Source organism: Helicobacter salomonis (assembly GCF_900197775.1).
Taxonomy (GTDB): domain Bacteria; phylum Campylobacterota; class Campylobacteria; order Campylobacterales; family Helicobacteraceae; genus Helicobacter; species Helicobacter salomonis.
In genome coordinates, this window is the sequence record NZ_FZMA01000006.1 from 14,998 (window position 1) to 35,939 (window position 20,942).

Below are 20,942 nucleotides of genomic sequence, written 5' to 3' on the forward strand. Positions count from 1 at the left end.
ATCTTGGCGCGAAACACCCCCCCTCCCCCGAGGGAAGAATTTCCTAACTAAAGTGTCCCAAAGGACACTAACTAACAAAACTCCACATCGAACGCCTCTCACAAGACCACTTCCAGAGGACGATCGTAGGGATTGTAGCATAACTAAACTAAGTGCTTGCACTTCCATCGTGAAGTGCCCACATGCTACTATCCCTATAACAGAATAGCCAAAACTAAGACTCGTTTAAGGCTGTAGAGGTTCTAGGAGCACTCTAATACCCGCTTTAAGCACAAGAGGATTCTTCATGTCGCTTATCCTGATAAAGCGCACGCGATCGGGTATATCTAAATTCACCTGCGGGGTGGCCTTGACACTATGTGTAAAATCTAGCATGTGTAATGAAGAATCAAAAAAACTAATTTGAGGATACCATTCGGGCGTGTTGGCAATGATGTGTAACCTGCCGCTATAGCCCATGTCCAACCAATACTCTCCGCTAATTTCTTTAAGCGCCAAGTAATTGCCTGAGGGAATGATCGTAGTTGCATTAGCTAACTTTGGAGTGCGCACTCCAAAATAATACACCCAGTCCCGCAAATTATTGCGTTTTAAATCCGCTAAGATGAAACCTTTCCTAGCGAAAAGCACAGCGATCAAGTTTGGGTCTAGGGCGTATTCTGTCTTAAGTGTAAAGACTGCTTTGCTCCATGCGTCTTTGTAATCCACCTCCAAGACCGTAAAATACGCATAGCCCATGGACGCAAGCACACTTTGGATGGTTTTCAAAAGCAATAGAGGAGAAGTTTTCGCTTGAAAACTCACCTGCAATGTGCTGGGTTTGCCAAATTTCAAAGGTAAGAGACCATTGTCCTTCAAAGCGTCCACCACTTTTTTGACTTGTAGTTGCCCTTGCTGGTAAAATGTCTCGCGTTTGTTAAACACACGCCAGATGAAGTTTTTATTGACCTGATAAAACTTTTCACCCACCAGATTCTTGATTTTGTCTTCCAAGGCATCGCCCAGGAGAAACCCATGCCAAGTTGCGAGAATTGCCAGGCATGCTAGAAATCTCAAGACTTATTTACTCCGTTCTTGATAGTGGGTATAGCTGATGCGGCGTAAACCATTTTTGGGTGTATAGAGAAGTCTTAAAGGCTTATCCTGACGGAAATCAGAAACTTGGCCATTGGCCTCTAAAGATATATTGCCTCGCCCAAAAGCTAGGAGCCATTTATGCCCCTTGGTTTCTAAAATAAGGGGATCTTTTATGGTAACTTGAGTCTTTTTCCTAGTATCTAAATCGATGCGCTCCATCCACACTTCTTCCTTGGGTGTGATAACGATTACCTTAGACTTATCAATGGGTGCCTCCTGAGATGGCGAACCCTCCTGGACCTGTTGATTTGCTTGGGTAATTTGTTTTTCCTCTTGATTGGAAGCAGGAGTTGTTGGAGGTGGTGTTTCTGCTTGTGGGGCTTGAGATACACTGGGTTCTGGAGTTTTTTGGGCAGATTCTGGAATGGTTGAAGTCGGTTCAGCCACGCTAGACTCTGCGTTATCCTGGGTAGGAGATGGTGTAGATGTATCTTGTTTTTGGTTTGGTTCTTGTGATGGAGTGTAGCGATTGTAATAAATGTAGGCCCCAACTCCTACCAGCAAAACCAAGGGCAAAACCCACGTCAGCTTCGAAGTTTTTTTAGGTTGGAAAGAAGCAAGTGCTTCTGGGTCCGAGCGAGGAGTATTCACAAAGGGCGACTTCTCTGATGCATCAAGCTTATCCTCTATAGGAGGTTTGAAGAAAAAGCTTTTATCGTATTCTATAAGCCATTGACCCAAGTTCAGATCATACTCTTTCTCTAAAATTTGAATAAAACCCACTGCGTGCACGCGTTGCAAATCTTCAAAACGCTTCTCTAAAATTGCCGTGATCTTGGGATGAGCGATCTTGGTTGTTTGGGCAATTTCTTGGATACCCCTTTCTTTGAGAGAGGCAAGATTTTTGTCCAATTCTGCTAGTTTTGCTTGGTCTTCCATTATCGTGTCCTGTCCATAATAATTGCTCCCGCCACACTCACATTGAGCGACTCTATCCTACCCTGCATGCTAATGCGCACAATTTGATCCATTTTACGCAGGATTTTGGGAGATAAGCCAGCTCCCTCACTGCCCAGAAAAATTGCTAAGGGGTGTTCAAATACCATCTGGCGTACATCTTGCCCTTGCATGTGTGCGCCATAGAGATGCACGCCAGCATCTTTGAGTTCTTGTAGAGCATCTAATAAATGCGGGTATATGCAAAATGGCACTTCATAGAGCGCGCCCATACTCGTGCGTACCAACCCTTCGTAGGGCAGATGTGTGTCCATGATCACCCCCTCAAAGCCCAGACATGCAACGCTACGGAATAATGCACCTACATTTCCCACATCACTCAAACCACATAGCACGAGGATTCGGTCCAATGTTTTGAGTGTAGCCAGTGTAGTGCTTTGGGGAGGACGCACCTTAGCCAAAAACCCTTGATGATTGCCACCCCTTACCATAGCTTGGGCTTTTTGAGAATCTATGCGTGTAATGGTACTTTGATACTCTCTAGCATGGGCACGCAGGCGCGCAAAAATTTTTTTATCCACCTCTTTAGCCAAATACCATTCTAAAACCACATCTGGATAATGCGTCAGAATGTACAAGATCACCTGCTTGCCAAAGATAATCATGCATCCAAGCCTAATGCGTAAAGCGCTTTGGTCGAAATTCCTTTAAGTTTAGCCAGTAGCTTCGCCTTGATTTTAGGAGGGAGGTCCATGTCCGCAATCTCTTGGTAAGAGAGGCTAGGCTCCGCGCGTGGACGCATGGCGCACACCAACACCCACTCTCCAAGTAAAGCCTTGGGTGGAAGAGCCTTGAGCTTCTGATAGACCTCTAGCACACTACCCTTATGACGCCGTTCGTGGAGCTTGGTCATCTCCTTAATAGCAAATAGGGGGTACTCAGGCAGGATGGAAGCTAGATCATCCAAGGTTTCCAGCAGACGTCTAGGACTCTCATAAATCACACATGCGACTTCCTCCTGCAATGCAGTACAACTGGCAACAAGTTTAGCAATCTTAGCACGCCGTTCCACATTCTTGGAAGGCAAAAAGCCCACAAAATGGAACGACTTTGCAGTAAAACCACTCGCGCTATAAGCGTTCACGCATGCGCTCGCACCGGGCAAAACCTCATACTCAATGCCATGTTCTTGAGCAAAGTCTACCAGTCTAGCTCCTGGATCACTCACACAGGGCATACCTGCGTCGCTGACAAATCCCACATGCCGACCCCGAAAAAAAGAACTCCCCATCTGACTCAAAAATGTTTCCTGATTATGGGAGTGGAAAGAGTAAAACGACTGCTCAGGGGTTTTCAAAACCCCTTCCTGAGCGAGTAGGAATAACAACCTCTTGGTTACGCGCACATCCTCGCACAGGAGCACATCACAACGCGCTAAAACCTCCAAAGCGCGCAATGTCATGTCCTTCAAATTGCCAATGGGGGTGGGCAATAAACTCAACAAAACTTACTGCATTTTGTATTTTTGTCTGAATTTCTCCACACGCCCTGCGGTATCGGCGATTTTATCACTCCCTGTGTAAAAGGGGTGGCAAAAGCTCGAAATATCGATGCGCAACTCACTCTTGGTGCTCAACACTTCAATTTGCTTCCCACTTGTAACGCAAGTTACCTTGCAAGGCACATACTCTGGATGAATTCCCTTCTTCATGCTCACTTCTCCACAAGCTTTTTGCGCCATTGTAACTAATTTTTGCTTAAGTGTTTGAGTAATTTCAGCATTTAAATACGCCGATTTGACATTAGTGAAGAGAGGTTTTTCTCTTACACAGATACATGGCAATCACCTTGTTTGCCACCATGTTGCGCTATAATGCCTTCCATATTTTTGAGGGATCGACTCTTGGAGTAGGAGCTGGATGCTAGAGAGACAAAAATACACCTTTGAGATTAATGGGGACGGGAGTTTTACCATCCAAAATCGCAAGGGCGAGGTTTATTACTTAGGCTGTAACCCCTATCTTTCTATCCGCGATCAAGATAACACCCTCAATCCTAAGTGTGCCAAATTTTTGCCGGATTTGTAAATGAAAAATATCCTGGATCAACTTCTCTTGTTTTTGCAAACTCAGGGTGCACAAAGGGGCTTTGAGCGTTTTGTAGTGGGGATGAGCGGGGGGTTAGATAGCGCGTTGGTGGGTGTGTTATGCCAAAGAGTCTTGCCTACGCACGCGCTTTTAATGCCTGCTACCCACACTTCCAGTGCTACAGAAGATGCGATCGCTCTGTGCAATCACTTTAATATCCCTTACACGCAGCGCCCCATCGCGCCCTATGAAGCGTTATTTAAAGCCAATAACCTTGATGTGAGTTTGGGGCGTGTGGGCAATTTCTGTGCACGCATGCGCATGGCTTTGCTCTATGATTTTTCTATGGAAATTAACGCGTTGGTGGTGGGCACGAGCAATAAGAGCGAAATCATGCTAGGGTATGGAACGCTTTTTGGGGATTTGGCATGGCTAATTAACCCCATTGCCCACCTTTTTAAAAGCCAAGTATATAGCCTAGCCCAAGCCCTAGAAATCCCCCAAGAGATTTTAAACAAACCCCCCAGCGCAGACCTCTATAGCGGACAGAGTGATGAGGCAGATTTGGGTTTTAGTTACACCCAAATTGACCCACTCTTGCAAGAAATCAGTGCGCGCTGGGAAAACCCAGCACACATTGACACCAACGCGCTATGTGCTTTAGGGTATGCGCCCCACTTGGTGGCAAGCATTGTAAATAGAGTGCAAAAAAACGCCTTTAAGAGCCAACCTCCTAGTTTTCTATGACTTGGATTGAACGCTATTTTTACACCCCTACCAGGGGGCAGAAACTCTTAGCCTACATGCTCTTGCCCGTTTCGCTCATTTATGGGGGCATTGCCACCCTCAAGCGCGCCCTAGCCCCCTATGAGGATTTGGAGATTCCTATTATTAGTATAGGTAACCTAGTAGTGGGAGGGAGTGGCAAAACTCCCTTTATTTTAGAATTGGGCAAGATTTTAGAACCCTTGCATGTGGGTGTAGTTAGTCGGGGTTATGGACGCACTTCTAAGGGCTTAGTGGTGGTGAGTGAGCGCGGACACCTCTTAGTAGAGCAGAGAGAAGCTGGGGATGAAGCGTTTTTGTGCGCCAGTCGCCTAAAGGCTAGTGTGGTGGTGAGTGCTGATCGCAGGGCAGGCATTTTAAGGGCTAAAGAGTTGGGCGCGCAGGTGATCCTATTAGATGATGGGTTTCGCTTTAACTTTAAGAAATTAAATATTGTGCTCAAACCAGAGCGTGCGCCTTACTTTGATTTTGTATTGCCTGCTGGGGCATATCGGGAGTTTTTGCGTGGCTATAAACAGGCGGATTTGCTTTTACAAGAAGGAAAAGATTACACCCGTCAAGTGTGGGTGAGTAGCCCCAGTCCTAGAATGCTCCTAGTAACTGCCATTGCTAACCCCAGCCGTTTAGATTCTTACTTGCCCGAAGTGGTGGGCAAACTCTATTTTAAAGATCACGCCTATTTTGACCAACAAACCCTGCAAAAGGCATTTAGGGCGCACAAGGCGACTTCTCTACTGGTTACCACCAAAGACGCGGTTAAACTCCAAGATTGCTCTTTGCCTTTGAGCATTTTAGAGCTGAAATTACAGATTCAAGCCCAGCATTTACAAAGCATCTGCGACTATGTGTGCCAGATACAAGCAGGGCTACGAGTCTAGTATTTAGGGGGTTTTCACCAACTCAACCACTAGCGAGGCACCGAGGGGGAGGGTTTGCAAGCTTAAATAAGTGTGTTTGCCCTTGTAGGTGAGCTGCGCGCTTGATTTTGAGTTGGCTAGGCTGTAGCGGCCCTCTAAGATCAGAGTGATGGGATTGGTGAGTTGTTGAGTGGGGTCAGCAATGCTGAGTTGTAGGTGGTGCTGGGTTTTGATTTCTAAAATGGAGAGAGGTTCTTTGAATTGTAAATCGCCTATTTTAAGCCAGCCAGATTGGTATTTATTAATGGCCAGCAGGTTTTTGGAAATGAGACGCAAGGCGTGGACTTTAGGATTTTGAGCGATGATCTCAATATCTTCCAATGGGTAGTTTTGCACTTCTTGAGGACTAAATTGAGGCAAGACTAAGTAAGCGTAAGAAGCTTGTTTGGGTGGATGATGAATAATTGCCTCTAAAAAGGGGGCTTCTAGGGTGCGCGTACTCCTGCCTCCAATGTCTGCATAACTTCCCTGTCTTGACACCTTGTCAACAGAAACCTGCATGTCTTGTAGTAAAACATAACCGATGTTGTTGTGCTTAATTGGATTGCTAAAGTTGAGAGTATCTCCTTTTTTTGTCAAGCTAGCACTCTGTTGGAGAATTTGCGCATTGGTATAGATTGCATTTTGGGGACTGATTTTGCGATTATCCATGGCTGTGATTGTGGGTTTAGGGCTTTGCACATTCCCCAGTGCTATCATGGCATTGCCCATAAGTAAATAGGACTTTTGCGCCCTAAAGCCCGTCTTTTGCAGATCCATACCCACAAAGCCGTATATCCCATTAGAGGCTCCACCCGCCCAAGACTGCAACCCCAAATTACCCCGTCTTTGAAGAACTTCTTCCTGACCTTTTAACTCGGTAGTGCCGGGCAATTTGGTGGGATTGACAAGGGGCCAAAAGTCTATAAATGCATTGGCATCCCCATAAATATAACTCATTCCATCGCTGCTATCAAAACCCTTGAGATTTTCACCATTCATGGTTTCGTAGTTTAAGATGCGATTTGAATGCAGGGCAAGCACGATTTGCCCCCCACGCGTGCCCCTTTGGGCGGCTCGATCCATCGCTCCAAAGATTTGCACAGGTTTTAAGGATAGGGGAGGGAAGTTTATTGCGGCAATGCGTGCTAGGATTTTTTGAGAGATGGTGTGGCTAGTGTTGATTAGATTAGGTTGAGATTTAAGATTTTGAGCGATTAAATTCTGCAAGAGGTTTTTATAAGGACTAGGGGCGTGTTCTGAGAGGATGGCTAGAGCCTCTATCAAACCCTTGGCCCTACTGAAATCATTTTCACGATCGCGGCTAATACTCCTGCCACACACCGAAGCGTTTAAGCCCCCCTGAATGAGAAAGTAGGGATAGGATTTAAGCACACTCGCATAAAGCCCGGGATCGATGAGGTTTTGGCTAAAGGGAGTGTGTTCGAGCACGACCATAAACTGGGCTAAACCTTTTAAAAGCACTATCCCATACGACCCATTTGAGGGGACATGTTCGTGCTGAATAAACGACCCATCTGCATAAAAGCCATTGCCTGCATGCACGATTGTAGACGCGCTTTTCACCGCCTTTATGGCCGCTAAAATCTGGTTTGGGTCCTGTTGTACTACCCCCCTAATAAGTCCAATGAAAGCGGTGTCCACCCGATTAGCCCCCTGACTCTCTCTGGCCCTAGGATTGGTGCTACTACGCGCACCCACGCTCAAACCAGAATATCTAGGGTCTGGTTGATAATAGGCTTGGGCTTGCAATAAGGTCGTTTGTAAAGGGGGAGGAATGGAATCGCCCATGATGACTAAAATTTCATTGAGAGTTTTAGGAATGCCAATTTCCCAGGGCCACCAATTACCCACCTCCATCCCCTCCACAGCATAATACCTAGCAAAAATTTTCAAGCCCTCTAGGATACTCGTTTTAAGACTGATATCTCTGTAATGTGGACTCTGAGGGTTGGCGTAGAGTTTGGCTAAATCCGCAAGTCCTTTTAAACTGCCATACAGCTGCTTGACTTGCGTGAGGTCAGGGTATTGACTAAAAATCACAGTAGAATTTAGGGCAAGGGAGCGCATAGCCCGCTTACCCTGCTTAATGTCTTGTTCCGTAAAATCTAAGAGATACTGCCTGAAGTTGGTTTGCATATAGCGGATTTGCGCGCTAGATGGCGTGCCCGCTTCTAAAAAACACCCACATACAACCCACAGCATCGCGGTGAGCGCGATACTTAGTCGTGTTAAAATCTCAAGCATAAAAGCACATTCCAGCTGTTATTATATCCATGTATCCGTGATAATAAACCTAGCTGAACAATCCCCCCAAAAAACCCTACACCTACTCAACACCAGCTAGCTAGCCTGTGCCAAGTGCCCTGCTTAGACTCCTGGCTTTTCCACCAAGAGATGAACCACTACTCAGCCCTTGCGTTTTTCTACAATTTCCTTAGCGATGTTAGCAGGGACTTCACCATAGTGGTCAAATTCCATCGAATAGGTACCCCGACCTTGGGTGGCAGAGCGCAGATCGGTGGAATAACCAAACATTTCTACCAAAGGCACAAAAGCATTCACGATCTTAAGCCCTAAGCGATCCTCCATCGCGTTGATCTGCCCCCTGCGGCGATTCAAATCCCCGATCACATCGCCCATATATTCTTCAGGCACTTCAACCTCGACCTTCATCATCGGCTCTAAAAGCACAGGGTTAGCCGCTCTGCAAGCCTCCTTAAAAGCCATAGAACCAGCAATCTTAAAGGCCATTTCTGAAGAGTCTACTTCGTGATAACTTCCATCATACAGGGTAACCTTGAAATCCACCACCGGGTAACCCGCCAAAACCCCACTCTGCATCGCTTCTTGGATTCCCTTATCCACCGCAGGGATATACTCTTTGGGGATCACGCCCCCGCTGATTTGGTTCACAAATTCATAGCCACTTCCAGGCTCTTGGGGCTCAAGCTTGATAAAGACATGCCCATATTGCCCGCGCCCGCCAGACTGCTTGGCGTATTTATGCTCTTTTTGTACCTCGCTCCTAATGGTTTCCCTGAAAGCCACTTGAGGCTGACCCACTTCCGCCTCGACTTTGAATTCTCTTTTGAGGCGATCTACGATGATCTCTAAGTGCAATTCGCCCATGCCTCCAATCAAGGTCTGCCCGGTTTCCTCTTGGGTCATCACTCTAAAGCTGGGGTCTTCTTCGGCAAGTTTGCCCAAAGCCACGCCCATTTTCTCTTGATCAGCCTTAGTTTTAGGCTCAACAGCGATGTGGATCACAGGTTCGGGAAATTCCATGCGCTCTAGCACCACGGGGCTCTTTTCATTACAGAGCGTGTCCCCTGTCAAGGTATCTTTGAGTCCTACAAAGGCGCAAATTTCGCCTGCGTAGACTTCCTTAATATCCTCGCGTTTATTAGAGTGCATTTTGAGTAAACGACCCACCCGTTCTTTTTTATCCTTAGTGGAATTATAAATATAGCTTCCTGATTCGAGTTTCCCACGATACACCCGCACAAAGGTGAGTTGCCCTACAAAGGGGTCGGTCATGATTTTAAAAGCCAACCCAGCAAAATCGCCTTCGTCCCCAGATTGCACCTTGATCTCTTCTTCACTCTTGGGGTCTACTCCCTTGATATCCGCTACTTCTGTGGGAGCAGGTAGGTAGTCGATGACGGCATCTAGCAAGGTTTGCACGCCTTTATTTTTAAAAGAGGAGCCACAGAGCATAGGAATGAGCGCCATGTTCAAGCACCCGACTTTAATCCCATGCTTGATCTCTTCCACGCTTAGGGCCTCTCCACCCAAATACTTCTCCATCAAAGCTTCATCTTGTTCAGCTACGGCCTCTAGGAGTTTATCGCGGTATTCTTGAGCTTTGACTTGCAGATCGCTAGGGATGTCCTGCACATCGTATTTAGCCCCCATTGCCTCGTTGTTCCATATAATGGCTTTCATGGCAACCAGATCGATCACGCCCTGAAAAGTGTCTTCTGCGCCAATGGGGATATTGATGGGTATGGGGTTAGCTTTCAAGCGCTCTTTGATTTGGTTTTCCACATTGTAAAAATTAGCCCCAATGCGATCCATCTTGTTGACAAACACAATGCGGGGCACGCCGTATTTATTGGCTTGCCTCCACACGGTTTCACTCTGGGGCTGCACCCCTCCTACTGAACAAAACACCGCCACTGCACCATCGAGCACACGCATAGAGCGCTCTACTTCAATGGTGAAATCCACATGCCCGGGGGTGTCGATCAAATTAATTTGGTGATCCTGCCAAAAGCAAGTGGTGGCAGCTGAAGTGATGGTAATTCCTCTTTCTTTTTCTTGTTCCATCCAGTCCATTGTGGCTGCACCATCATGCACCTCGCCAATCTTATGACTGACCCCAGTGTAAAACAAAATACGCTCAGAGGTAGTGGTCTTGCCCGCATCAATATGGGCGGCAATCCCAATATTTCTAATTTTTTCTAAAGGAGTTTTACGTGCCATGTATTCCGCCTACCAACGATAGTGAGCAAAGGCTTTATTGGCCTCTGCCATTTTGTGAATCTCTTCTTTTTTTCTAAAAGCTGCCCCTTTATCACTGGCTGCATCGAGCAATTCATTAGCCAATTTATCAATCATCATGCGTTCATTGCGCTTGCGAGTAGCTTCTAAAATCCAGCGAATAGACAAGGATTGTTGGCGGGCCGGGCGCACTTCTACGGGCACCTGATAAGTTGCCCCGCCCACACGCCTAGAGCGCACTTCCAATAAGGGTTTCACATTTTCCAAGGCCTTTTCAAAAACCTCAATGCCCTTCTCTCCGCTTTTTTCCTCAATCTTATTGAGCGCTGCGTAGATAATCTTCTCTGCTACACTCCGCTTACCATCATACATCATCTTGTTAACAAACTTGGTGATCACCTTGCTGTTGTAAACTGGGTCGCCCAAAACTTCTCGAATGGGTGCTCGTTTTCTTCTCATCTATTCCCTTTATTTTTTCTTCTCAGCCCCGGCTTTGGCTTTTTTAGCCCCATACTTACTGCGAGAAACCGAGCGTTTATTCACCCCAGCGGTGTCTAGCGCCCCGCGCACGATGTGGTATTTCACCCCGGGCAAGTCCTTAACCCTACCTCCGCGCACGAGCACGATGGAGTGTTCTTGCAAATTATGCCCCTCTCCGGGAATATAGCTAATGACTTCAAATTTACTTGTCAAGCGCACCTTGGCAACTTTCCTAAGGGCAGAGTTAGGTTTTTTAGGGGTTGTGGTATAAACCCTCGTGCAAACCCCTCTTCTTTGGGGGCATTCCACCAAAGCCGGAGATTTGGTTTTCTTAAGGATTTTCTTCCTTTCCTTTCTAATCAACTGGTTGATAGTGGGCACACTCGTCCTTTTTCTAAATTTCTTTCCAAAACCGCCATTGTAGCTTAAACAATCTTTGTTCTATCTTAGTCGTGTTCCTCGACTCTGACACAAACACGCTTATCCTTGTAAAGTCCTGTTCCCACAGGAATCATGCGTCCCAAGACAACATTTTCTTTCAAGTCCTCTAAGAAATCTTTTTTCATCGCGATACTGGCTTCTGTGAGCACCTTGGTGGTTTCTTGGAAAGAGGCTGCTGAAATAATGCTATCGCTTCCAATAGCCGCACGGGTGATTCCCAGCAGGACAGGTTCAGCAATGGCGGGTTCTCCTTTGAGAGTTAAAATGCGCTGATTTTCTTCCTTGAAGTGCTTCTTGCTCACCAAATCCCCCTCGATGAATTTTGTGTCGCCACTATCCAAGATACGTACCTGCCGTAACATCTGTGACACAATGATCTCGATATGTTTATCAGCAATACTCACCCCCTGACGGCGATAAACCTGTTGCACTTCACTCACGATATACTTATGTAACTCTTTTTCGCCACTAATGCGCAGAATGTCATGGCTACTCACCACCCCCTCTGTGATCGCTTCCCCTGCGTGTACAAATTCGTTGGGATGCACCAAAATCTGCTTGCCCTTGTCCACGAAATATTCTACGCTCCGCCCATCATGGGAAGTAACCAACACGCGTTCCTTATTGCGGACAGCCTTACCAAAACTCACCACACCATCTATTTCTGAAAGAATGGCGGTGTCTTTGGGTTTGGATTTGCGCGCCTCGAAGATATCCGAAACGCGCGGCAAACCCCCCGTAATGTCTTTAGATTTAGCGGTGGCTTTAGGAATTTTGGCCAAGACATCAGCCACTTCCACTTCCGTGCCCTCAGCAACCACAATAGAGGTCTTAGGTTCTAAAGAATAGAAAACTCCCTCTCCTTCCTCCCGTTCGATATAAAGACGGGGTTTGAGATCGCTGGGGACATGTTCATTGACTGTCGTGGAAATAGCCCCTGTGTTTTCGTCCTCTTTGGTGCTAATGCTCACACCTACAATCAAATCTACAAAGCGCACCACACCCTTTACATCTGCAATAACAGGTGTGTTATAAGGGTCCCATGTGGCAATGAGGTTTTTCGCTTCTTGATTAGCTTCAACTAACAAAGTGCTCGCTTCCACGGCACTATTGTCTTGGGTTCTCACAATTGAACCGCGCGCGATGTAGTGACGAATTGCCTCCTGATCGTTTTCATCGGCCACAACGGCAAAAAGCCCCTTTTCCTCTACCACATCGCCTACTTTGATCTCTCGAGCACGCTCCAGATGATCGCCCACCAAGTTGTAGTATCTCACAACACCTTTTTCTTTAGCGGTAATATTCTGTGTAATCGGATCGTTGTCGTTAATGGCGATCTCACTGGCATAAGGGATGCGGTTAGGCACATTCCAGCCATCTTTGATAATATCTGCGATACTACCCCCCTGGCGTACCACATGGTCATTATCATAAGGCAAATAAATCTTGCCTTCAATTTTACCGCTCACGCCGGCTAACTCATTGGGTTTAGCAACATCGCTTTTGCGTAATACAAAGCGCACCTCTTGCGATTCGCCCACCACACGCATCATCACTTCTTCATGGCTATGATCAATTTTTAAGATTCCATCAAAAGGAGCTTTGATCTTGGGCTCCACCACTAAAATTGCCGCATTGCGGCGGTTGATGATGATATTTTTCCCCTCTTTATTGCGATAGGTTTTCACATTGAAGAAACGCACAAAGCCCTCGTTATTCGCCACGATCTCACGCTCTTCTTGACTCCTAGAAGCTGTTCCACCCACATGGAAAGTTCTCAAGGTCAATTGCGTGCCCGGCTCCCCAATAGATTGGGCGGCCACCACCCCAACAGCTTCTCCAGGTTTGACCATTTTGCCCTCACCCAAATTCAGACCATAGCATTTCGCACACACCCCCTTATGGGCTTTGCAGGTAACAGGAGTGCGAATGGTAACGGATTTGATCCCCGCTTCGATGATTTTTTTTGCCTTTTCTTCATCAATCAGGGTATCGGTGTTAAGCAAAATTTCATTGGTCAGCGGATCGATGATGTCCTCTACCAGAATACGCCCAAAGATGCGCTCCTCCAAGGGCTCAATGAGTTCACTCCCCACTGTAATATCCGTGATTTCAATACCCTCATGCGTGCCACAATCCTCTTGCACCACCTTAACATTTTGGGCCACATCAATGAGTTTACGGGTGAGATAACCGGCTGTGGCAGTTTTAAGTGCGGTATCGGCTAACCCTTTGCGTGCTCCGTGCGTCGAGTTAAAATACTCTAACACATTTAGGCCCTCTTTAAAGTTGGAAATAATAGGAGTTTCAATGATAGAACCATCTGGCTTAGTCATCAGACCACGCATGCTGGCGAGTTGTCGGATTTGAGCGGCTGAACCCCGTGCGCCCGAATCAGCCATCATGTAGATGGAGTTAAAGCCCTCTTTGTCCTGAGCGATGGCTCCCATCATCTCTTTACCCATCAATTCATTGATTTCACCCCAAATGTCAATGATCTTATTTGATCGTTCTTGGTCGCTTAGATTTCCCGCTTCAAATTGCCCCTGGATAGACTTGACTCTCTCTTTGGCCTCTTCAACCATGCGTATCTTATGAGTTGGAGTGATAATATCGTCCATGGAAATGGAGATGCCTGCTTTGGTAGCATATCTAAAGCCCAACATTTTCAGATCGTCCAAAAAGCGTGCCGTCTTACCAATCCCGCTCTCTTTATGGACAAAATCCACTAGAACCCCAATGTCTTTCTTTTTCATCACCCTGTTCCACAAGTGAGGGGGCACGAAGTCTGGTAAAATGGACTTGAGCACCAAGCGCCCAGCACTTGTGTGCAGAACATGATGGCCTTGTAGCACGCGTACTTTGGCATGGATATCCAACTCCTTAGCATCAATGGCCGTGAGGACTTCATGCACACTCGAGAAGAGCTTATGCTCTCCTAGCACACCGCTTTTTTCCAACGAGAGATAATAGAGCCCTAACACCATATCCTGGCTGGGCACTGCCACCGCTTTTCCGCTTGCAGGCAAGAGAATATTCATGGAGCTCAACATCAAGACTTTGCACTCCGTGATCGCCTCTTGACTAAGGGGCACATGCACGGCCATCTGGTCGCCATCAAAATCGGCGTTAAAAGCCGAGCACACCAAAGGATGTAGCTGAATGGCTTTACCATCGATGAGTTTTGGGTGAAAAGCCTGAATAGATTGCTTATGCAAAGTGGGAGCGCGGTTGAGTAAGACGGGATAGTTGTGCACAATTTCTTCTAGGCATTCCCACACCTCATTGGTTTTTTGCTCGATCATGCGCTTGGCTTGTTTGAGGGTTGTAGCAAAGCCTTTCTCCTCGAGCTTAGAGAGCAAATGGGGTTTAAAGAGCTCTAAAGCCATTGTCTTGGGTAAGCCACATTGATCCATCTGCAAATTGGGTCCCACCACGATCACACTACGGCCTGAAAAATCCACTCTCTTGCCCAGCAAGTTTTGGCGGAAACGCCCCTGCTTGCCCTTGATGATCTCAGAGAGGGATTTAAGGGGGCGTTTGTTCGCCCCTTTAACCGCATTGGCATTGCGCCCATTATCAAAAAGCGCATCCACACTTTCTTGCAACATGCGTTTTTCATTGCGCACGATGATTTCAGGTGCACCCAGCTCCATCAAGCGTTTCAAGCGCTGGTTACGATTGATCACGCGGCGGTAAAGCTCATTGACATCGCTCACAGCAAATTTACCCCCGTCCAAAGCGACCAAAGGTCTTAAATCTGGAGGCAATACGGGTAGAGCAGTGAGCACCATCCACTCGGGGCGATTGCCTGAATTTAAAAAGCTTTCCACCACTTTAAGCCGTTTAATGAGTTTCTTTTTCTTGGCATCTGAATTGGTTTCTTTGATCTCATCTTTGAGGCTTTTGAGTAAAGAAACTAGGTCTAACTCCTCTAAGAGTTCCTTGATCACTTCACCCCCCATGTGCGCTACAAAACTACTGCCCTCATAATGGCGCGCGATGCTCTGGAATTGTTCTTCATTCAAGATATCGTATTTACAAACCGGTCTGGTGTTTTCACTATCGTAAAAGGCTTCCCCGGGTTCTTGCACGATATAGGCCTCGTAGTAGAGTACGCGCTCTAAATCCTTCATTTTAATGCCCAAAAGTGTGCCAATACGACTGGGTAAGGAATTGACATACCAGATATGCGCTACTGGGGTGGCCAGCTCGATATGTCCCATGCGAAAAGATCGCACCTTAGAGCTGGTGATTGCCACGCCACATTTCTCACAACTCCCAATGGTCTTATAACGGGGTTTTTTGTATTTCCCACACAGACATTCATAATCCTTGGTAGGCCCAAAGATTTTCATACAAAAGAGACCATCGCGTTCAGGTTTGAGAGTGCGGTAATTGATGGTTTCGGGTTTTTTCACCTCCCCATAGCTCCACTCGCGAATTTTATCTGGGCTAGCCAAAGTGAGTTGAAAAGAGCTAAAATCTCTGGGGCGTTCGTCTTCTTTAATGGCGATGGGTTTGGGCGCACCAAGCTCATCCACATCATCTCCAAAAATATTCACATCCAGCCCTAAAGACTGCAGCTCTTTGGTCAACACATAAAAGGTTTCGGGAATTTCAGACTCACCCACATGTTCGCCCCGTGCCACGGCTTTATAAGCGTTCTCGCGCCCCTTGATATCATCAGACTTCACCGTGAGCATTTCTTTGAGCGTGTGTGCTGCGCCATAGGATTCGAGTGCCCATACCTCCATTTCCCCAAAGCGTTGGCCTCCAAAGAGTGCTTTACCTCCTACGGGTTGTTGGGTGACTAAAGAATAAGGTCCCGTGCTTCTAGCATGCACTTTCTCATCTACTAGGTGATGAAGCTTGAGCATATACATATAGCCTACATTGACCCGCTCTTTCATCTTTTCGCCCGTGCGCCCATCATAGAGCTCCACTTTGCCATCAGGATCGATCTGGGCTAGTTCAAAGAGGCGTTTGAATTGCTCTTCGCTAATGCCCTCAAAAACGGGGATAGCAAATTTTACACCCGAGCTCCAATCACGCGCGTAGGCAAGTAAGGTCTCATCCGAGCAACTTTCTAGCATTTTAGCCAGAGTGTCATTTTTGATATTGACTGCATGGGCAATTTCGAGCATCTTGGCACGCAACTTAGTTAGCATATCCTGAGTGTGGTCTTTTAAAAGCATGTCAATTTGCGCACCCAGTTGTTTTCCCACCAACCCTAAATGCACCTCCAAGATTTGCCCAATATTCATACGGCTTGGCACACCTAGAGGGTTGAGCACAATATCTACAGGTTCTCCATCGGCAGTGTAGGGCATGTCAGCAATGGGCACGATGTTAGAAACAATTCCCTTGTTGCCGTGTCGTCCAGCCATTTTATCCCCCACCTTGAGCTTACGCTTAGTAGCGATATAAACCTTTACCTTTTTGATTACGCCATTGGGTAGAATATCGTCTTTTTCCAAGATGGATAGTTTTTCCTCATGCTCCTCTCCCAAAATTTTCTTTTGCTCCAAGAAGTTGGCTTTGATATGTTCAAATTGATCTTGAATGTCTTTTTTGTATTTTTTGGCTAGAGAAGCTAATCCAAAGCGATTGATTTCCATCACCACCTCTTTGGGGATTTTACCGTCTTTAGGGTAAGTGGTATCGTTGAGTGTGGTGCTTTCTTGCAGAGGTTCCTTAGAAAACAAGGCGCTAATTTGCAAGAGCTCTTCGCGATTGAGCATAGTAAGACGATCGTAATGCTCGATGTCCAGCGCGGCTTTTTCATCTTCATAAGCACTGATTGCGCGCGCGTCTTTCTCATATCCTTTCTTAGTCAGAATATGCACTCCAATCACAATGCCTTCTAAAGAAGGAGGGCAGTAGAGCGATTTATTCACTACATGCCCGGCCTTATCCCCAAAGATAGCGCGCAACAAACGCTCTTCAGGCGTGCTTTTCATCTCTCCCTTCGGGGAGACCTTACCCACTAAAATCATGCCCGCACTGACATAGGTGCCTATTTTGACAATCCCGCCACTGTCTAAATGAGCCACCTCTTCTTCCTTAACATCAGGAATGTCTGGAGTAAATTCCTCAATGCCGTGTTTGAGTTCGCGTGCCTCGATCTCTTTTTCGTAGACATGCACTGAGGTGAACACATCATCCTTAGTAATTTTTTCGCTCACCACAATAGCATCTTCAAAGTTGTACCCATTCCAAGGCATGAAAGCCACACGGATATTCTTGCCTAAAGCCAACTCGCCTCTGTCCATGCTAGGACCATCGGCGATAATTTGCCCCGCCTCCACACGATCGCCTACCTTCACAATGGGATTTTGGTTAAAACAAGTGTTTTGGTTGGTGCGTAGATTCTTCTGCAACAAGTAGGCATCAATGTAGGTTTGTTCCCCTTCTCCTAAAATGTAAATATTTTTCGAATCGACCTTTTCCACCACCCCGCTGCGCGCTGCTTTGACACTCCCCCACGAATCGCGTGCCACAATGCTCTCAATCCCAGTTCCCACAATAGGGGCTTGGGCTTTTAAAAGGGGGACAGCTTGGCGTTGCATGTTAGTGCCCATGAGCGCGCGGTTGGCATCGTCATGTTCTAAGAAAGGAATCAAGGACGCCGCTACCCCCACGAGCATGCGCGAACTCAAATCCATCAAAGTTACTTTGTGTTTTTCGCGCATGACAATTTCCCCACCCACGCGTGTTTCAATAAAATCATCTAAAATATTGCCCTGCGCGTCTATGCGCGTACTTGCTGGGGCAATCACCTGGCCTTCTTCTTGTATAGCCGTGAGATACACCACTTCATCACTCACTCTACCATCCACTACCTTCTTGTAAGGGGCTTCGATGAAGCCAAGTTCATTTACGCGTGTGAAAGTAGAAAGCGTGTTGATCAATCCGATATTCTGCCCCTCAGGAGTTTCGATGGGACAAATGCGTCCATAGTGTGTAGGGTGCACATCTCTGGCTTCAAAGCCTACACGATCCTTGACTAGTCCCCCTTCACCCAAAGCAGAGAGACGGCGTTTATGTGTAACCTCAGAGAGCGGGTTGGTCTGATCCATAAACTGCGAGAGCTGTCCACTCATAAAAAACTCTAAAATGGTGCTTGTGATCATCTTGGAATTGACAAGATCATGAGGCATGAGTGCGTCTAATGCGCTATTCATGGTGGTGAGTTTATCCTTGATGGTTTTTTGCATTTTCATCAAACCTTCATGCAACTCGTTAGCTAAGAGCTCGCCCACCGCACGGATACGGCGATTGCCTAAGTGATCGCGATCGTCAATTTGCCCCTGTCCATTCTTGATTTTAATTAGGTATTTCATGGTGGCGATGATGTCCTCATGGGTGAGCACGGTAACATAATCGGGCACCTTCACATGTAATTTGTGATTCATCTTCATGCGCCCTACACGCGTCAAATCGTAGCGCTCAGGGTCAAAGAAGAGTTGTTGCACATAAGCCTTAGCTACATCAGGAGTCACTGGATCACCCGGACGCATAACCTTGTAAATGCGCACCGCGGCCAAAGCACTCTCATCGTCGATCTTTTCACTTTGTTTGAGCAAGCGCAGGGCATCTGCATCGCCTAAAAAAGAATGAATCAACGCAACATCATGGCCTAGCGCCAAATCGTTAGCAATCACAAATTCGCACACCCCCGCTTCATTGAGTTTTTCTAATTTAGAATTTTCTAGCAGAGTAAGGCTATCGAGCAGCATTTCTCCCTGTGCATCTACAATGGGCTCAGCCAAGTAGCGGTTGCGCAAAATATCGTTGGGATATTCCACCCATTCGATCCCACTCTCTTTGAGCTCCTTAGTCTTTTTGCTGCTAACCTTTTTGTTTGCAGCGACCAAGAGATTTCCCTGGGCATCCTTGATGTCAAATTCAATTCTTTCACTGAGGTTAATGCTCTCAAAGGGGATAAAGTATTTGCCTTGTTCATAGCGTACTTTCAAAAGCGGGTAGAAAATACGGATAATATCCTGTTTACTATAGCCCAGTGCACGGAAAAGGATGGTAGCAGAAACCTTACGGCGCTTGTTGATGCGCACATGCAAAATATCTTTAGCGTCGTATTCAAAATAGAGCCATGACCCGCGATCGGGGATAATTTGGCCTGTGTAAATGAGCTTGTTAGCGCTGGTGGTCGATTTTTCTTCTTTGAAAATCACGCCCGGACTTCGGTGTAGTTGATTGACAACCACCCGCTCTACCCCATTGATAATGAAAGAAGTGCGATCGGTCATCAAGGGGATTTCACGGATAAAGATACTTTGTTCTTTAATATCCTTAGCCCCCAACTTCTCCCCGGTTTTAGCATCCTTTTCCCATAAAATCAGACGAATTTTAATTTTCAAGGGCACGGAATAGGTGATGCCCCGCTCCATGGCTTCGCGCACAGTATACTTACCTTTGCCGTATTCACAATCTACATATTCCAGACTGACACGGTTTTGGGTATCGTGAATAGGGAAGACGGTTTTGAAAACCCGCTCAATCCCACTTTCACGCCCCTCTTTGGGGTAGAGAAACGCCTCGTAGCTGTCTTTTTGCAACAATAGCAAATTGGGAACTTCCAACTCCTGAGTCAATTTAGTGAAATCCGCACGCAAGCGGTGCGCTAAGGCTGAATATTGCATGTTGAACCTTTGTGGGATGTGTAAAGTTGGCATTGTAGATAAATAGTCACACGCATTTACCTAAAATGTCTGCTTTAGCAAATACGCATGGAAATCCCTTGAAATAGCATTTCCCCCATCCTTTGAAAAGGCAATTTACTTAATTTCAGCCTTTGCTCCGACTTCTTCTAGTTTCTTTTTGATGGTTTCGGCTTCCTCTTTATTCACGCCTTCTTTGAGCACATGAGGAGTTTTTTCGGTGGCTTCTTTAGCTTCTTTCAAGCCTAATCCAGTGATCTCGCGCACTACCTTAATGACTTTAATTTTTTCCGCTCCAGTGTCAGCTAGCACCACGCTAAACTCTGTTTTTTCTTCCACCGCTTCAGCTACAGCTCCCCCTCCAGCTCCAGCCACCACAGTGGGTGCCGCACTCACGCCGAACTTCTCTTCAAACGCTTTCACAAGTTCAGAGAGCTCTAGCACACTCATATTGCCGATATGCTCTAAAAGTTCCTCTTTGCTGATCGCCATATTAATCCTTTATGCCTCTTCTTTTGATTTTTTCAAATTGTCCAAACCTGTAACAAAATAACGCGCAGGCGCGCTCCAAACCGATAACAACATTCCAATGAGCTCTTGCTTACTGGGCAGTTTAGAAATCGCTTCGATGTGTGCGCTATCCACAGCCCGTTTTTCATACAATCCAGCTTTGACGCGGAAATGCTCCTTATGCTCTTTAGCAAAACCCATGACCAATTTGGAGAGCGCGATTTGATCTGTGCCCCACACAAACAGATTGGTTTCTTTGAGCTCTAAGGGCTCCAGTTGAGCCCCTTTGAGTGCAAGAGCGGCTAAGGTGTTCTTGATTACCTGCACTTTAATGCCCTGCGTGCGCGCTTGGGAGCGTAACTGCTCTAAATGTTTTACACTCAAACCCTTATAATCGCACACTGCTAACGCTTCCATGTCGCTGAAGGCATTTTTCAGGGTGGCAACCAACTCTTTCTTCTGTTCTCTATGCATGCTTCCTCCTTTCCGACTTAACT

At 46.6% G+C, this 20,942-nt stretch carries 15 protein-coding genes; 3 read left to right on the forward strand and 12 right to left on the reverse strand.

What is annotated here, in order from left to right; genetic code table 11:
* Positions 1 to 225: 225 nt before the first annotated feature.
* From C6H04_RS01600 to rpmE, 5 genes are all read right to left on the reverse strand, one after another.
* Complete coding sequence (locus C6H04_RS01600; protein WP_233709709.1) at positions 226 to 993, reverse strand: hypothetical protein; 768 nt, start codon at positions 991 to 993, stop codon at positions 226 to 228.
* A 66-nt stretch (positions 994 to 1,059) separates the two neighbouring features.
* Positions 1,060 to 2,016: a hypothetical protein gene (locus C6H04_RS01605; protein ID WP_104732147.1), complete on the reverse strand. Its 957-nt coding sequence runs from the start codon at positions 2,014 to 2,016 to the stop codon at positions 1,060 to 1,062.
* Positions 2,016 to 2,699, reverse strand: coding sequence for a TrmH family RNA methyltransferase (locus C6H04_RS01610; protein WP_104696031.1), 684 nt, complete (start codon positions 2,697 to 2,699; stop codon positions 2,016 to 2,018). Before C6H04_RS01610 ends, C6H04_RS01605 begins: the two co-directional genes overlap by 1 nt.
* Positions 2,696 to 3,538: a 16S rRNA (cytidine(1402)-2'-O)-methyltransferase gene (gene rsmI / locus C6H04_RS01615; protein ID WP_104732148.1), complete on the reverse strand. Its 843-nt coding sequence runs from the start codon at positions 3,536 to 3,538 to the stop codon at positions 2,696 to 2,698. Before rsmI ends, C6H04_RS01610 begins: the two co-directional genes overlap by 4 nt.
* 3 nt (positions 3,539 to 3,541) lie before the next feature.
* Entirely contained in the window at positions 3,542 to 3,745 is a 204-nt protein-coding gene (rpmE, locus tag C6H04_RS01620; protein ID WP_104696060.1) for a 50S ribosomal protein L31, read from the reverse strand.
* Positions 3,746 to 3,953: 208 nt separating this feature from the next.
* Between rpmE and C6H04_RS07880 the strand changes: the two genes are divergently transcribed.
* The 3 genes from C6H04_RS07880 to C6H04_RS01630 are packed head-to-tail and all read left to right on the forward strand — an operon-like array spanning position 3,954 to position 5,785.
* On the forward strand, positions 3,954 to 4,121 hold the full coding sequence (locus C6H04_RS07880; protein ID WP_158653021.1) for a hypothetical protein: 168 nt from the start codon (positions 3,954 to 3,956) through the stop codon (positions 4,119 to 4,121).
* Positions 4,122 to 4,868, forward strand: coding sequence for an NAD(+) synthase (gene nadE / locus C6H04_RS01625; protein WP_104732149.1), 747 nt, complete (start codon positions 4,122 to 4,124; stop codon positions 4,866 to 4,868).
* Positions 4,865 to 5,785, forward strand: coding sequence for a tetraacyldisaccharide 4'-kinase (locus C6H04_RS01630; RefSeq protein ID WP_104732150.1), 921 nt, complete (start codon positions 4,865 to 4,867; stop codon positions 5,783 to 5,785). Before nadE ends, C6H04_RS01630 begins: the two co-directional genes overlap by 4 nt.
* A 3-nt stretch (positions 5,786 to 5,788) precedes the next feature.
* Here the strand turns inward: C6H04_RS01630 and C6H04_RS01635 are convergent, their stop codons facing one another.
* From C6H04_RS01635 to rplJ, 7 genes are all read right to left on the reverse strand, one after another.
* Positions 5,789 to 8,071 carry a polysaccharide lyase family 8 super-sandwich domain-containing protein gene (locus C6H04_RS01635; protein ID WP_233711814.1) on the reverse strand — a complete coding sequence of 761 codons (2,283 nt, stop codon included), beginning with the start codon at positions 8,069 to 8,071 and terminating at the stop codon, positions 5,789 to 5,791.
* A gap of 162 nt (positions 8,072 to 8,233) precedes the next feature.
* The gene (gene fusA, locus C6H04_RS01640) at positions 8,234 to 10,312 is read right to left on the reverse strand and encodes an elongation factor G (RefSeq protein ID WP_104696027.1); all 2,079 of its coding nucleotides are present in this window, start codon (positions 10,310 to 10,312) and stop codon (positions 8,234 to 8,236) included.
* A gap of 9 nt (positions 10,313 to 10,321) precedes the next feature.
* Positions 10,322 to 10,789: a 30S ribosomal protein S7 gene (gene rpsG / locus C6H04_RS01645; protein WP_104696026.1), complete on the reverse strand. Its 468-nt coding sequence runs from the start codon at positions 10,787 to 10,789 to the stop codon at positions 10,322 to 10,324.
* 9 nt (positions 10,790 to 10,798) lie between these two features.
* The gene (gene rpsL, locus C6H04_RS01650) at positions 10,799 to 11,191 is read right to left on the reverse strand and encodes a 30S ribosomal protein S12 (protein WP_013468810.1); all 393 of its coding nucleotides are present in this window, start codon (positions 11,189 to 11,191) and stop codon (positions 10,799 to 10,801) included.
* 65 nt (positions 11,192 to 11,256) lie between these two features.
* Positions 11,257 to 19,917: a DNA-directed RNA polymerase subunit beta/beta' gene (locus tag C6H04_RS01655; protein WP_104732151.1), complete on the reverse strand. Its 8,661-nt coding sequence runs from the start codon at positions 19,915 to 19,917 to the stop codon at positions 11,257 to 11,259.
* 135 nt (positions 19,918 to 20,052) lie between these two features.
* Positions 20,053 to 20,427 (reverse strand): 50S ribosomal protein L7/L12, encoded by a 375-nt coding sequence (rplL, locus tag C6H04_RS01660; RefSeq protein WP_104696024.1) that lies wholly within the window; start codon positions 20,425 to 20,427, stop codon positions 20,053 to 20,055.
* A 9-nt stretch (positions 20,428 to 20,436) separates the two neighbouring features.
* Positions 20,437 to 20,919: a 50S ribosomal protein L10 gene (gene rplJ, locus C6H04_RS01665; RefSeq protein WP_104696023.1), complete on the reverse strand. Its 483-nt coding sequence runs from the start codon at positions 20,917 to 20,919 to the stop codon at positions 20,437 to 20,439.
* Positions 20,920 to 20,942 lie beyond the last annotated feature (23 nt).